The sequence below is a fragment of the Oceanobacillus salinisoli genome, assembly GCF_009733865.1.
Taxonomy (GTDB): domain Bacteria; phylum Bacillota; class Bacilli; order Bacillales; family Amphibacillaceae; genus Oceanobacillus; species Oceanobacillus salinisoli.
The window spans coordinates 17,335-30,912 of sequence record NZ_WOFB01000006.1; the positions used below are offsets into that span (position 1 = coordinate 17,335).

Genomic DNA, 13,578 nt, shown 5'->3' on the forward strand with positions numbered 1-13,578 from the left:
TAGCGAAAGATACTCCATTTGTCTCCAACCAATTGGATGGAAATTAAACCAACCATTTTGTATAATCAAAGAAAAGAATGGAGTTTGGCCTATGTCTGAAATAGATTGGAAACCACACAAATCATCAACAATGCCTTTACATCAGCAAATCTCTAACTATATGAAAAAGAAAATCATGAATGGTGAATGGACAATAGGTACGAAAATACCTCCGCAAAGAACCTTAGCGGAACTATTTGAAGTTAACAGGAGTACCATTGTATCAGCACTTGAAGAATTGGCTGCCGATGGTTTGATTGAATCAAAAGTTGGAAGAGGGACAAAAGTGGTTAACAATACTTGGAGCCTACTCGCTTCAACTCCTCCACCTGATTGGGTTAGTTATGTACATTCTGGCATTCATGAACCGAACATAAAGCTCATCCAAGAAATTAATAAGGCAGAAGCAAATCCAAACATAATAAGGCTTGGAACTGGTGAACTTTCACCTGATTTATTACCAAATGAAAAGATGAAAGAAGTATTACAACTAAATATGACAGAGAATTTATCACTAGGATATGTTGAACCCAAGGGAGATCTTTCTTTACGTAAAACTGTCAGAGACTATATAAAAACAAAAGGGATTGAAGTATCTCCTTCTTCTATATTGATTGTTTCTGGAGGTCTTCAAGCATTGCAATTGATTTCAATTGGATTATTAAAGAGAGGTTCAACCATATTTCATGAGACACCTTCGTACCTTAATTCTATACATGTATTTCAGTCAGCGGGAATGAATTTATTCGGTATTCCTTTGGACAATGAGGGAATTCGATGTGATTCAATTGAACGTTTAAAACGACAGCATAATGGGGCATTACTTTATACAATTCCTTCTTTTAACAACCCAACTGGTACAGTAATGTCTGATAGAAGACGGAATCAGTTATTGGAGATTTCCAATAAGGATTCTCTTCCTATTATTGAGGATGATGTTTATGGTGAGCTGTGGTTGGATAGTCCCCCACCAAAGCCTTTGAAAGCAAGAGATAAGCAAGGCAATATTCTGTATATTGGAAGCATATCCAAAACATTGAGTCCGGGGTTACGAATTGGCTGGCTTGTCGGACCTGAGCCTGTTATTGAGCGTTTATCCGATATAAAAATGCAAACCGATTATGGCTCAAGTTCCCTATCACAGTATGCTGTTAATAAATGGCTTAAAAGTGGAATATATGAGGATTATTTAACACAGATAAGGAAGAAACTGAAATTTAGAAGGGACCTAACTATTCAAATTTTAACTAAATACTTTTCAGAATTAGCAACTTGGAGTATTCCAAGTGGAGGTTTTTATATTTGGCTTCGTATGCAAACAGGTATTTCAACTCGAAAATTATTTGATTTAGCCCTCCGAGAAGGGATTTTGCTCAATCCGGGAAGTATATATGATAAAAATGACCAAGAGCATTTACGCTTATCCTATTCTTACGCTTCAATAGAAGAATTGGAGCATGGATTGATACGTCTTTCAGAACTTATTTCAGGGCTTTCCGACGACCAGCGCCCTGAGTTAGACTGATCATGCATTAGGGGCCTGACACCTTATTAAAGTAACAACCGCAAAATACTGAAACGGTATTTCATATTCATAGCCAAGATAGAAAAGACTCCCTCTCTCTATTTCATGATATAGCTTCTTCCCATTCAATGAATAAGTGGTTTTATCTAGGGGGAAAGAAGCCAGTTATATTTACATCGTCACGGCTTGGCAAATCTATGACCCCTCCTTTGCTCTTTAAAAATAATCATATAACACTTGACGTTTCCTATCTTTTTAGTTAACCATGGATATGTTATTAATTTACAGGAAAAGAGGTAAATCAACATGTTGCAGTGCCGTGAGGATGTACTGAATTACACGAAACAACTTGTTCATATTGAAAGTATCGTTAACACGGATGGGGAAAAAGTTATAGCCCATTCGATTTATAATATGGTTTTATCTTTCCCATATTTTTCACAAAACCCTAGCTATATCACTTTGGAAAAGACCCTCCAAGATGATCAGGAACGCTATAATGTTCTCGCATTTGTTAAAGGAAAAAAGGGAAACAGCAATCGGACCGTTATTTTAATGGGGCATATCGACACGGTTGGAGTAGAAGATTTTAATCAATTAAAAGAGAAAGCTTTCTCTCCGGAAGACTTGATGGAGTCACTGAAAAATGAGGAACTGCCTACTTCTGCTAAAGAGCATTTATATTCTGGGGATTGGTTATTTGGCCGTGGGGTCCTTGATATGAAAAGTGGGGTAGCCAGTAATCTTTATCTCCTAAAATATTATTCCGAGCATCCCGAGGAATTAGAAGGAAATATTGTCTTTTTGGCGGAATGTGACGAAGAGGACAGTTCACACGGTATCCTTTCTGCTTTAAAAACATTGAACCACTGGAAAAAAGAACACGGATTTGAATATGCAGCAGCTGTAAATGCAGACTTTGTAGCGCCACGATTTGAAGGAGATGAAAATCGTTATATTTATAAGGGAACGGTTGGAAAGCTTTTACCATCCTTCTTCATTACCGGCGCAGAAACACATGTAGGCTCTGCATTTGAAGGTTTGGATCCAAACTTTATAGCCGCCCACCTAACAACGCAAATTAATTATAATCCGGAACTATGTAACGAAGCATATGGTGAGACGACTATTCCGCCTGTATCCCTAAAACAAACGGATTTAAAACCCACCTATACCGTTCAAACAGCACTATCTGCTTTTGTTTACTATAATTTCTTTATCCATTCATGGTCACCCAAGACTTGAAAAGCTAAAAGAACACGCATTTATCGCATTTAATAATGCCCTTCGTTCCTATGAAGAAAGATATAAACAATATTGCAAATCCACTGGGGCCCCTTTTGTACAGCACGATTGGAAGCCCAGAGTATTGACCTATGAAGAAATGGAACAATTATTAATCAAAGAGAATGGCAATACGTTCACAACCCACATGAACGAGTTTAAGGAGAAGCTGTTAACCAATACGGAATTGGATACGCGTATGTTTGCCGCACGAGTAGTGGAGGAAGCATGGAAATGGATGAAGGACAAGAGCCCGGCGATTATTCTGTTTTACTCGTCATTATATTCTCCCAGAATAGAATTATCGGGAAAAACCGAAGATGAATTAAACTTAATTCATGCTTTAGATAAAGCAGTGGAAGAAATACAGCCAAAATATCCATATCCGATTGTTACTCGTAACTTTTTCCTGTTTATTTCAGATATGAGTTTTGTTGCTCTTAGTGATGATGAAGGGGGCATTAACGCGGTTTCAAAAAATAACCCAGGCTGGGGAACAAAGCACTATGTAGAGTATCAGGACATTCGGGATTTAAATGTACCAGTTATTAACATCGGCCCTTATGGTGTGGATGGGCATAAGAAACTGGAAAGAATGGAAATGACATACTCACTGGAAATGGTACCTAATCTAACCAACCTTGTTATTTTAAACCTTTTAAATAATTAAGAAAAGCGCAAGCGCCCGTTTAGCGACATACGGACTGCGCCTGACTAAACATAAGGGTCAGTCCCCACTCTGCTAACTCGTTAGCATAATGAGGAACTGCCCCTTTAACAAGTATCTCGGTCCTGTTAAAGCCCTGGCAGAGTTGGCCGCACTGTCTGTCCTTATGACTCATCATACTTAGTCATTGTTAATCCAGTTATACCAAAATAGAAGCATCATATCGTAAAGTTGAGTGGTTATTTGGGTTCCAACTATCCGACTACGAAACCTGTTCTATCGGTCATTCAGTTTACTTTCTTCTCTTTTCCAGTTTGTGCTATTTTCATCGTTTCTTGTATATATGCAGCCGATTTATGTAACAGATCCATTTCTTGTTCATCTAATTCTATTTCCAACTGCTTTTCCACACCGTTTTTACCAATAATGCAAGGCATGCTTAAAGCGACATCCCCATCATAACCATACTGACCGTTTAGTGTGGTACAAACTGGATAAACACTTTTTTCATCCAAAATAATAGCCTTTGCCAGCGTAATTGCTGCCTGGGCAATTGCTGCATTGGTCCAACCTTTACTAGTAATGACATCATAAGCGGTATTTACAACTTTTTGACCGAAAACTTCTCGATCAAGGGCTTCTTTCCCCTGGAAGTAAGTGTCCAATTCTCTTTCTCCGAATCCTTGAACGTTCAAGCGGCTAAAGACTGGGAATGCAGTCATTCCATGTTCCCCCATCATATAACCAGTAACGCTTTTAGGATCGATATTGTAATTCGATGCTACCGCATGACGCAAACGGGCGGAGTCAAGCATCGTTCCTGTTCCAAATACCCGCCCTCTCGGATAACCGAATTCATTTTCTGCAATATATACCATGGTATCCAATGGGTTCGTAATTAAAAGGACAATCGCATCTTTCGTATAGGTTGTAATACCTGTCATGACTTCGCGAATGACTTCTGCGTTTTCTTCCGCAAGTAAAGCCCTGTCTGGTTTTGCATTTTTATCCGTGATAATCACACTTGGTCCAGCTGCAATGATAATGACATCTGCACCTTTGACATCTTCATAATCTCCAGCATATACATTCACATTTGACATATAGGTGAGAGCTGTTGCGTGAGCCTGATCAAGTGCCTCCCCGAACGCCACATCTTTATCCTTATCAATCACAACGATTTCAGAAAAAAGGCCCATCTTCATTGCATCGGCAAGCACATAAGAACCAACATGCCCGACACCCACAATAGCAAGTTTATTATTCTTCATCATTTTCCTCCTTCTTACGTCTATCACTTTGAAGTAGACTCATAAACTATTCCTTTTCTTTATTCTAACTGTTTTGAATGAAATGTCTATTTATGTTTAAGAAAAACAGAAGAAATTTAGAAAAAATCATCAAATTTTATCGATTTTTATCGAAAATAAGCTAAATATTGTATAGACTTCTGAATCTTCCTATACTAAAATAATATTTTAATAGAGTTTAGATTAGAATAGTTTAGAAAAGAGGAAAACAATGTCACAGGATGGAAAAGCACTAGATTTACACAAACAAAAAATAACAATCTTTCACATTCCCATTGTTTGGTTTTTAGTAATATTGTTGATAACACTATTTGCCATGTACACTGGGAATCTACCTGCAGGAATGGTCGGAGCTATGCTTCTTATGATGGTTCTAGGTGAGTTTTTCGGATGGGTTGGGGATAAAACTCCCATTGTTAGAAGTTACCTAGGTGGCGGCGCCATTCTTTCTATTTTTGGAGCTGCTTTCATGGTACATATGAACATTATGCCTAAGGAAACAGCGGGAATGATAACGGATTTCATGCAATCAGGTGGTTTTTTAAATTTTTACATAGCAGGATTAATAACTGGTAGCATTCTTGGAATTGATTCAAAAATTTTGCTGAAAGTAGGCAGTCGATTTGCCGTACCTTTGCTCGCATCTGTAACCACTGCTATCTTATTCGGAGGGATTGCCGGCTTCATTTTTGGAAATGGCTTTATCCAAACCATCTTAGTTATTGTGCTCCCAATTATGGGTGGCGGTATGGGCATTGGTGGGGTACCGCTGTCTCAATTGTACTCGGATGTTCTAGGAAATGATCCAAGTTATTATATATCTCTTTTAGTTCCAGCTATTGCGTTAGGTAATTTATTTGCCATCGTGATCGCAAGTATATTAAATGCCATTGGTAAAAAGCATCCACATTTAACTGGGAATGGAGTCATGATGCCAGGACTTCATTTTGAAAACAAAAAAACGACGTATAACATAAATCAAATGGGAGTTGGTTTAATTACTGGGCTTCTCATTTTAGTCATCAGTCAAATGTTAGGAGTATTCATCCCTCTTCATCCGTTTGCAGTCATGATTATCTTATTATCCATTTTAAGGATATCCGGTATTCTTCCCCCAATGATCGTGGACGGAGCAAAGGCATGGTACCAATTCGTCGTAGAAAATTGGACATTTGCACTATTAGTTGGAATTGGTATTACATTTACTGACCTTAATGTGATCATTCAGGCACTAACGCTCGAATACATTATCGTCGTCGCTACTGCCGTAATAGGCGCGACTCTAGGTGCTGGATTAATTGGAAAATTAGTCGGTTTTTATCCCATTGAAGCAGCGATTACCACAGGTTTGGGTATGACGAACATGGGAGGTACGGGAGATGTATCTGTTTTAGCAGCAGCCAAAAGAATGGAGTTAATGCCATTTTGTCAGATTTCATCCACATTGGGTGCAGCACTGATTTTATTTTTGGCTAGTATTTTTGTGAACTTACTTTAAAGGAAGACGGTATTTTTATTGCAGTATAACTGGTTGGTCGCATTAGAACGAATAGAGAAAACTGGGAGCACCCCCAGTTTTTCCTCCTCTCTTCTCAGTTCATCAAAATTGGACGCAGGGATAGGAGAATTTTCCGCTATAAACAGGTAATTACCGGACGCAGCACCTGTCCTCTGTCCCTGTTGCATGGTTGTATACTTCTTTCGGTATAAAACTACTGAGAGGAGTATTTTTCTATAATTTGGTAATCTTGTCATAAGAAATGCTTAACATTGATGGCTATGGGGCCGTTCTCTACGTTTTACACACAATTATCAGACATTCTTCTATGAAAAAAATGGACTTCTAAACACTTCCAGCAATGTTTGTCACCACAATCATTGGTGATATAATGAACAATACCAACAGTCTTAAAGGAGTACGAATACATTCAATCATTAGACAAGCTTTCCAATCGACTCTTCTACCTGCCTCCATATCCAAAAACAGATTGTCTAATATTAGCTACTGTTGGGTTACTGCCCAATTCACTTTATTTTCTTCCATCGGTTTAGCAATCGTATCTATGGCTTGTTTCACTTCATCTGCTGTATCTAAATCAGCATTTAACATATCTCCATTTATAATAACCAAATCTGGATTTTGTTCTTGAATGACCGTATTCATTAGTTCAATGGTACGCGGGTCTACTTCTTCATCATCTTGAATATCATTATATTGAACAATTCCATACTTCCCATCCTCATTAAATTGGCGGTTTTTTGTTTCCGTTTGTTTTACCTTGGACAGTAGAGCTGAAGACATTTGTCGTCATAAGAATAGCTGAGGTAAAAACAACTCCGATTACGATAAAAATGGGATTTTAATTTCATTTCATTACCTCCTATTTATTTTATTTGCAGTCCATTTCATTATATAGAGAATATACTAATACTCTATAAAATTAGTTTGTTTTTCCGATAAACTATTTCGGTTCGAATGTACTCGCAAATAATTAGAGGGGTTCTACTAATTTCAAAGGACGAAGGAGGCCGGTGCAGCAGTCCGCTCTAAGATAACGAACTCGTTTTTTTTTACTTTTTCTACAAATAATATTTTTATTAAGTATCCTCACCATCGGGATTGTTGTCCTTTTCAACATACAAATATGATAAAATGAAAAAATAATAACTTCATAGAGGAGTATCAAAATGACGTTGAAGAATAAAGAAAGATTTATCATACTAGCTGTATCCATAGGCGTTATTCTTAATCCATTAAATACAACGATGATTACTGTTGCCTTACCAGACATTCAAAAGGACTTTCAACTGAGCGCAGCAGAAATTTCTTGGTTAATTGCGTCTTATTTTATTATTAGTGCCATTTTCACACCGTTAATTGGAAAATTGAGTGATATTTATGGAAGGAGATTCATCTTTTTAATAGGGCTCGGACTCGTTGTCGTGTCCTCGATTTTAGCTCCATTGTCTCCAAATTTGATTATATTACTTGCCATGCGAGGAATTCAGGCCATTGGGACTTCGGCACTCTTTCCAGCTGGAGTTGGAATTATTCGTCATACCATCGAACATAACCAAAATCGAGTGATTGGGACATTAGCGGTTTTCGCAACAACATCTGCAGCATTTGGACCAACCATTGGTGGAATGCTTATTCCATTTGGTGGATGGCCGATTCTTTTTTATGTGAACTTGCCAATACTTGCAATAGGAATCATATTAACATTCATGTTTATCCCGAAAGATAAGACAAACAAGGATGCATCCTATAAGTTAGATGGGCTTGGAATTCTTTTATTTAGTTTATTTATTACGTGTTGGATGATCTTTTTACTAGGACTCGAGGAACGTGTGCAATTCGGAACATTGATTCTAGCCGTTGTACTAACCATTGTTTTCTACATGTATGAGAAAAGAAGAGATGATGCCTTTATCAATGTGAATTTTTTCCGGAAAAACTTGAATGTAGCACTTATCTTTGTACAGTATATTTTATCAACGGTCATCTTCTTTGCTTTACTTCTATCCTTTCCAACCTTTATCCAAAGTACGTTAGGGGGAAGCTCTCAGATGGCAGGAATCGTCATGTTATCCCTTTCTATCTTTGCAATGATAATGACCCCAGTCGCCACGAGATGGATGGAGCGTTCTGGGTTTCGCATTCCATTATTCGTCAGTGTGGTCATAGGATTCGTCGGTGTCATTTTGTTATTCACCATTGAGGAAAATTCCTCTCTATTCTGGGTAGGTGTCGTTCTGGCGGTTACAGGAATTAGTAATGGGATTCAAAATATTGGACTGCAAAACTTGTTATTTTCCTTCATTCGTGTAGAGGAAAGTGGAATTGCGTCTGGACTGTTGATGACTTCAAGATTTATAGGAAATATATTAGCTTCGAGTATTTATGGTGTCGCATTTGCAACAGGAATGAGCGTAGAAAATCTAGATACGATGACGATGATATTAATCTTCGTTGCTATCGTATTAATCCCTGGTATGCTTTATGTTACGATGCCTAAGAAAGAGAAGTCAGAAGCATAGGGATTAAGCTTAGAAACTGGGGTCGAAACTGGGGTCACTGACCCCACATCCCTGTACTTCTAATGGCAGTTCCTTCAAATCCGCTAACGAAAACGCCTTGTACGTTTGGAGATATTGGAACACATAGCTCCATGCCTTCACAACGGAATCCCAGTTCGTGATGCGCTCGTGAACGATATGCTCTGTCTCCTCCTCGTCTTCGATCACTTCCATTTCCTCTTTCTCATTGAATTCCTGTTCGCCCCATATCCAATCCAGTGGCAAAATAAACTCATTTTTTGGTGAGAATAAGGGCGACAGAATGGTTTCAACCGTTGAAAACGACTCTACCCCCTCTTTCATAAAGCCATTTTCATAAATATGTTCCTTGAAGGACACCAAACTGTTTTCCCAAAAAAGGGACGGATTTTCTGCCTTTAATTTCATTTCATACGATATATTTTGAATGACGAGTTTGGCAAAGCGATCATGCAACCCGCGGGAATGGCCAATCTTTTCCTGAAGCAGAACCAGTTCCCGATGAATGAGATCATCCTCGGCATTTTGACGTTTCGTTCGTTCAATCATACTCATAATCGTCCGAAAGTGATCCTTCTCTTCTTCAAATTGCTTTTCAATTTCCATCCGATTATCAGCACGTTGCCTTTCTGCTTCAATTAAAAGGATTTTGGGATTATGAATCATTTCCTGCCCGAAGGAGAATTCTTTAGCCATTAAGCGGTTTACCCGTGAAATGAGGTGATCGAGGTTTCGTGTGGCTTTCTTAAAATTACCATTTTTAATTAACTGGATACTATAGAGTTGTTCAATTGTAATGGAAAATTCTTCTGCCATTTCCCTACTCATAAAAATCATTTCCTGCGCAACATCTGTCAGCTTATAAACGATGGAATGACCCATCTCTAAATTCGTATAGAGATCATCCATCGTCACATAACGAAAAACTTGTGTCTCCCAAGCTTGCCTGACTTCATCATAATAATAAGCTTCAAATGGTTGACTATATTCTTCTTTCCCTGAATATAACAGCCCGCTCGTAATCCGTTCGATTTGCTTCTCATCGGCGAGTAGCTTCATTTCTTTCATGGTGTCTTCTACCATATATTTAATATCTGATTTGCGCCGATGGTCATCATCATTTAACTCCCGGTAAAAGATCTTCAGGAGCACTTGCATGAGGATGGTTTGGAGATAGGGTTTTAACTCGCCCACTTCCATTCCTCGCCCTAGCTCAAACAGTGGATTGAGTCTTCTTATTCGTCCTGCAGAACCTTCCCATGATTCGTTCACAGCCAACGCCTCCATGTTTCAATAGTTAATACTTCTCGGGGAATTCGTTTATTCTCTTGCCATAGTTGGTTTAAAACCTGTTGTTCCTCTTTCGTAAAACACTGGAAGAATGCATCTCGGTATGACGCGTTTTGGGTTTGTGCCTGGTGGGGAAAGGGAATTGTTTGGGGGATTTTAATAGAGTGTTTGGATTAGATGATAGACCAAGAACAAGCTCTGATGTATACTTTGACGTATTAAAATACTAAGAAAAAAGAAGGAAAAATACCCCGATAGTTAGAGTTTAAATCTAAACTTCGAGGTCACTACCAAATTAATTGGTGGTTTTGTTAATTTAATCTGAAAAAGATTTTTGGGTTAATTATATAAATTATAGAGGTGCAATCTAATTATGAGTTCTACATAGGAACGCTTTTATCCCTGAAATACCCTTTTAATAGATGTCTTAATCCTTATTTACATTTTGTTCCATTTCAAAGATATTATCACTTATTTTTTATTTAAAATCGCAATTTACTGTGCTAGTTTTTTATTTATTATCTCACTATTAGATAAAAGGAATTTCTCATCAGGATTTAAATATTCCTTATATTTTTCTTTTGAAAGGTAACAACTTTTTGCTTCGTCCCAAAGTTCCGTAAATAACTGTTGTAAATCAATACCCTCTTGCTTTAAATCTGGTACATAATTTAATAAGGTAATTAGTCTCATTATTTTTAAGACTAATATCGAATAGTACTCCATATGTTTTGATTTTAGTTCATATATATTATCTTTAAGTTCTTTTTCCTTTTCGGGAGATTCCTTATTATTCACAATATCGGTAAAAGTTACGTATCTCACGAATTGATTACTTATTTCTATATTCAAATCTGCTAATTGATTACATACTTCTATCAATTGTTCATACTTGCCTAATTTATTTGTTATTAAAAACTGTCTCATTTCTCGCTTTGTTGAATGTTCATTCTCTAACTTAATCCCTCTAATTTGTTGTTCATATTGCTTGTTGATTTGTAAACGAGCTACAAAATATACTACGCTTGCTCCAATTATTGCACCAACATAACTACCCCAAAAGGTGATCCATGAATCTACCTGACCAGATGCGAAATTAAATATAGGAAAATCCATTAGTATTGTAAGTACTATCGGAAATCCAATTAAGGATAATACAGCGATAATTATTTTAATCATTTGACTTCCCCTTCTATACCAATAATACAAGAAAATGACTAATCTCGATGGACACAGAGACAGGTACCTCGGTCCACTCTAAGATAGAATTATTGGAACGATAACCTTTCCAATATTGTTTTATAGAGAAACATTTGAATTAAAACATGGTTAAGATTAAGTTGAATGAACAGCTATATATATATATATAATTTTTCCATCCGGAACATATTTTTCAAATTCATACGTATATGCTCGATTTAATTGACCTTCTTCTTCCTTTTTCCATATTTTATTCCATGTATTTAATATACCATCCTCTTCATCTGGATTGACATTGAATATCTCATAATTTGTGTTATTAGGAATAACGATAAAAGATTCATAGTTTCCTTAAATAGCAATGCCTAACGTATAATCTCCTTTATAGAATGCATTAGTAATACAGTAACCCCAAAACGCAAAACTAGACGTAATAGTTATAATCAAGCAAACTATAATAATCGTTCTTTTTAAACTACTAGTAATTCTCAGTCCCTACTTTAAATGGGACGAGGGACCTGTCCCTGTGGCTCCATGATGGAGGTGGAGTGTTTAATAACGACTTTTAAATACTAGAAACGACCATATTTAACAAGTAATTTAAAAATCATGTTCTTATTCTTTGGTACTTTCAACTGATTTTTTTTCGTTTAAAAACGAGAAATATGCTGCCAATATTGCTGAAAACAATGTTACTAGTATTGTTTCAAGATTTTTATTAAGAAACTTTATTAAGGATGGTAATAATGAGCGGTTAGCTGCTTTTAGTTCATTAACTTCTCCAACTATATCAACCTTAAAACCATCATTAATTAAGACATCAATGTTTAGTTTGCCTGAGCCGCTTAAATTAGTTTTTGGTAGTTCATATTTAACTTGCTCTTCTATTGTAAACATAGTTAAATCTGATTTTACAAAAGGAGTATTAGAAAAACTCATATGTGCATCTTTGCTTTCATGATTGAAAGAAAAGGTATTTGATAGGTTGCCACTAATAGTTGTATTATCAGAGCCTTCGAAATTTAAGATTATAGGTTCTATTGGTTCACCATTTAAGGTATGTTGGAAATTATTTAAAGGGTAAATAGCCAGTCCCATATCGTCTAATTCTTCATTATTAATAATTATATTTTCATGATTATACTTATAAAAATATAAAACAAATTGTTGATTATTGTTACTAAACTCAAGTTTAGTATTATTGGACCAGTTTCTAAAATTAATATTATGGGATTTGTTATCTTCATTTTGTTTAATCTCAATGAACTTTGGGTTACCAACGTTTTGTACAGTGAGATTATCATTTAAAGGAAATTCAAAATTATTACCTTTTGATATTATTTGTAGTTCTCCTTTCTGAAGAATAATCTCATTACCGTCTTTAAGTATAATTACAGGGGTTACGTTCGTGATTTTTTTAAATCCGTTGTTTATATTAAGTTTATCACTTTGAAAACTGAAAGATGCTTCTCCTTCACTATTTGTTTTGGAGATATTATCTAAAACAAGATTCTCTGAATCAGAAGAATATACAATCCAAGAAGTTTTATCTATCGAGTAAAAGGAAGCAAATATAACGACAATAATCAAAAACACACCAAGTCCTGTAATAATGGTTTTTGACCATTTAAATATTCTCCATTTTGTCATTTTAATAACTCCATTCTTATTTTCAGGATACAATTAGGTTTAAAACTGATCTTGTTCAATCCTATTTTTTCATGATATACCTTTTCTTTTCAAGCGATTATTTTTCTACTTGACATTCTCTATGTATCACCTTAACTTTAATCTATCTATTATTCTGGTTATTGCTTTTTTACCTTTAATTATCTACTGAAAAAACTCCTTAAACCGAAACCATAAAGTTGATACTTGTACTACAATCTACCTTCATCATATGGAGTTTTTTCAATGTCATTAAAAAAAGTAGGCAAAGTATGGTCATTTCGCATTAATGCGGGCAAAGATAAACGAACTGGAAAACGCAAAAAATTTACCGCAGCGACTTCGCAGTGGGGGACTGACCCCATACCCTCTCTTCCATTGCTTTTGTCCCTCCGTACTACCCATTTATCGTAATATGTTTGTCTTCAACATCCGCAATGTTTACTAAAATGAAAAACCATTCTTGTCTTTTTAGATATGCTTTAAAAATAATTACCGAATTCACCGCTTCCACATTATACAGTATCTAGCTCTAG

General features: G+C 36.3%; 8 protein-coding genes and 1 pseudogene. 4 read left to right on the forward strand and 5 right to left on the reverse strand.

What is annotated here, in order from left to right; translation table 11 throughout:
- The first annotated feature begins 91 nt into the window (after nucleotides 1-91).
- Complete coding sequence (gene pdxR / locus GMJ66_RS05985) at nucleotides 92-1,564, forward strand: MocR-like pyridoxine biosynthesis transcription factor PdxR (protein ID WP_156289431.1); 1,473 nt, start codon at nucleotides 92-94, stop codon at nucleotides 1,562-1,564.
- Nucleotides 1,565-1,870: 306 nt separating this feature from the next.
- A pseudogene (locus GMJ66_RS21155) lies at nucleotides 1,871-3,518 on the forward strand (M20/M25/M40 family metallo-hydrolase).
- 284 nt (nucleotides 3,519-3,802) lie between these two features.
- Here GMJ66_RS21155 and GMJ66_RS05995 read toward each other — a convergent pair.
- Nucleotides 3,803-4,786: an L-lactate dehydrogenase gene (locus tag GMJ66_RS05995; RefSeq protein WP_156289432.1), complete on the reverse strand. Its 984-nt coding sequence runs from the start codon at nucleotides 4,784-4,786 to the stop codon at nucleotides 3,803-3,805.
- Between the two features lie 250 nt (nucleotides 4,787-5,036).
- On the opposite strand from GMJ66_RS05995, the gene GMJ66_RS06000 reads away from it, so the two are divergent.
- The gene (locus GMJ66_RS06000) at nucleotides 5,037-6,323 is read left to right on the forward strand and encodes a 2-hydroxycarboxylate transporter family protein (RefSeq protein WP_156289433.1); all 1,287 of its coding nucleotides are present in this window, start codon (nucleotides 5,037-5,039) and stop codon (nucleotides 6,321-6,323) included.
- Nucleotides 6,324-6,827: 504 nt separating this feature from the next.
- Here GMJ66_RS06000 and GMJ66_RS06005 read toward each other — a convergent pair.
- Entirely contained in the window at nucleotides 6,828-7,127 is a 300-nt protein-coding gene (locus GMJ66_RS06005) for a metallophosphoesterase family protein (protein ID WP_156289434.1), read from the reverse strand.
- 386 nt (nucleotides 7,128-7,513) lie between these two features.
- On the opposite strand from GMJ66_RS06005, the gene GMJ66_RS06010 reads away from it, so the two are divergent.
- Nucleotides 7,514-8,866 (forward strand): MFS transporter, encoded by a 1,353-nt coding sequence (locus GMJ66_RS06010; protein WP_156289435.1) that lies wholly within the window; start codon nucleotides 7,514-7,516, stop codon nucleotides 8,864-8,866.
- A gap of 9 nt (nucleotides 8,867-8,875) precedes the next feature.
- Here the strand turns inward: GMJ66_RS06010 and GMJ66_RS06015 are convergent, their stop codons facing one another.
- The 3 genes from GMJ66_RS06015 to GMJ66_RS06025 all read right to left on the reverse strand — a co-directional run bounded on the left by GMJ66_RS06015 (nucleotide 8,876) and on the right by GMJ66_RS06025 (nucleotide 13,024).
- On the reverse strand, nucleotides 8,876-10,156 hold the full coding sequence (locus GMJ66_RS06015) for a hypothetical protein (protein ID WP_231514832.1): 1,281 nt from the start codon (nucleotides 10,154-10,156) through the stop codon (nucleotides 8,876-8,878).
- Nucleotides 10,157-10,669: 513 nt separating this feature from the next.
- On the reverse strand, nucleotides 10,670-11,353 hold the full coding sequence (locus tag GMJ66_RS06020; RefSeq protein ID WP_156289436.1) for a hypothetical protein: 684 nt from the start codon (nucleotides 11,351-11,353) through the stop codon (nucleotides 10,670-10,672).
- A 636-nt stretch (nucleotides 11,354-11,989) separates the two neighbouring features.
- Complete coding sequence (locus GMJ66_RS06025) at nucleotides 11,990-13,024, reverse strand: hypothetical protein (protein ID WP_156289437.1); 1,035 nt, start codon at nucleotides 13,022-13,024, stop codon at nucleotides 11,990-11,992.
- Nucleotides 13,025-13,578: the final 554 nt, after the last annotated feature.

What these genes read in the sequence shown, in the direction of transcription:
- GMJ66_RS06025 (WP_156289437.1), bottom strand. Translation starts at nt 13,024, where the DNA reads ATGACAAAATGGAGAATATTTAAATGGTCAAAAACCATTATTACAGGA.
- GMJ66_RS06005 (WP_156289434.1), bottom strand. Translation starts at nt 7,127, where the DNA reads ATGTCTTCAGCTCTACTGTCCAAGGTAAAACAAACGGAAACAAAAAAC.
- pdxR (WP_156289431.1), top strand. Translation starts at nt 92, where the DNA reads ATGTCTGAAATAGATTGGAAACCACACAAATCATCAACAATGCCTTTA.
- GMJ66_RS06000 (WP_156289433.1), top strand. Translation starts at nt 5,037, where the DNA reads ATGTCACAGGATGGAAAAGCACTAGATTTACACAAACAAAAAATAACA.
- GMJ66_RS06020 (WP_156289436.1), bottom strand. Translation starts at nt 11,353, where the DNA reads ATGATTAAAATAATTATCGCTGTATTATCCTTAATTGGATTTCCGATA.
- GMJ66_RS06010 (WP_156289435.1), top strand. Translation starts at nt 7,514, where the DNA reads ATGACGTTGAAGAATAAAGAAAGATTTATCATACTAGCTGTATCCATA.
- GMJ66_RS05995 (WP_156289432.1), bottom strand. Translation starts at nt 4,786, where the DNA reads ATGAAGAATAATAAACTTGCTATTGTGGGTGTCGGGCATGTTGGTTCT.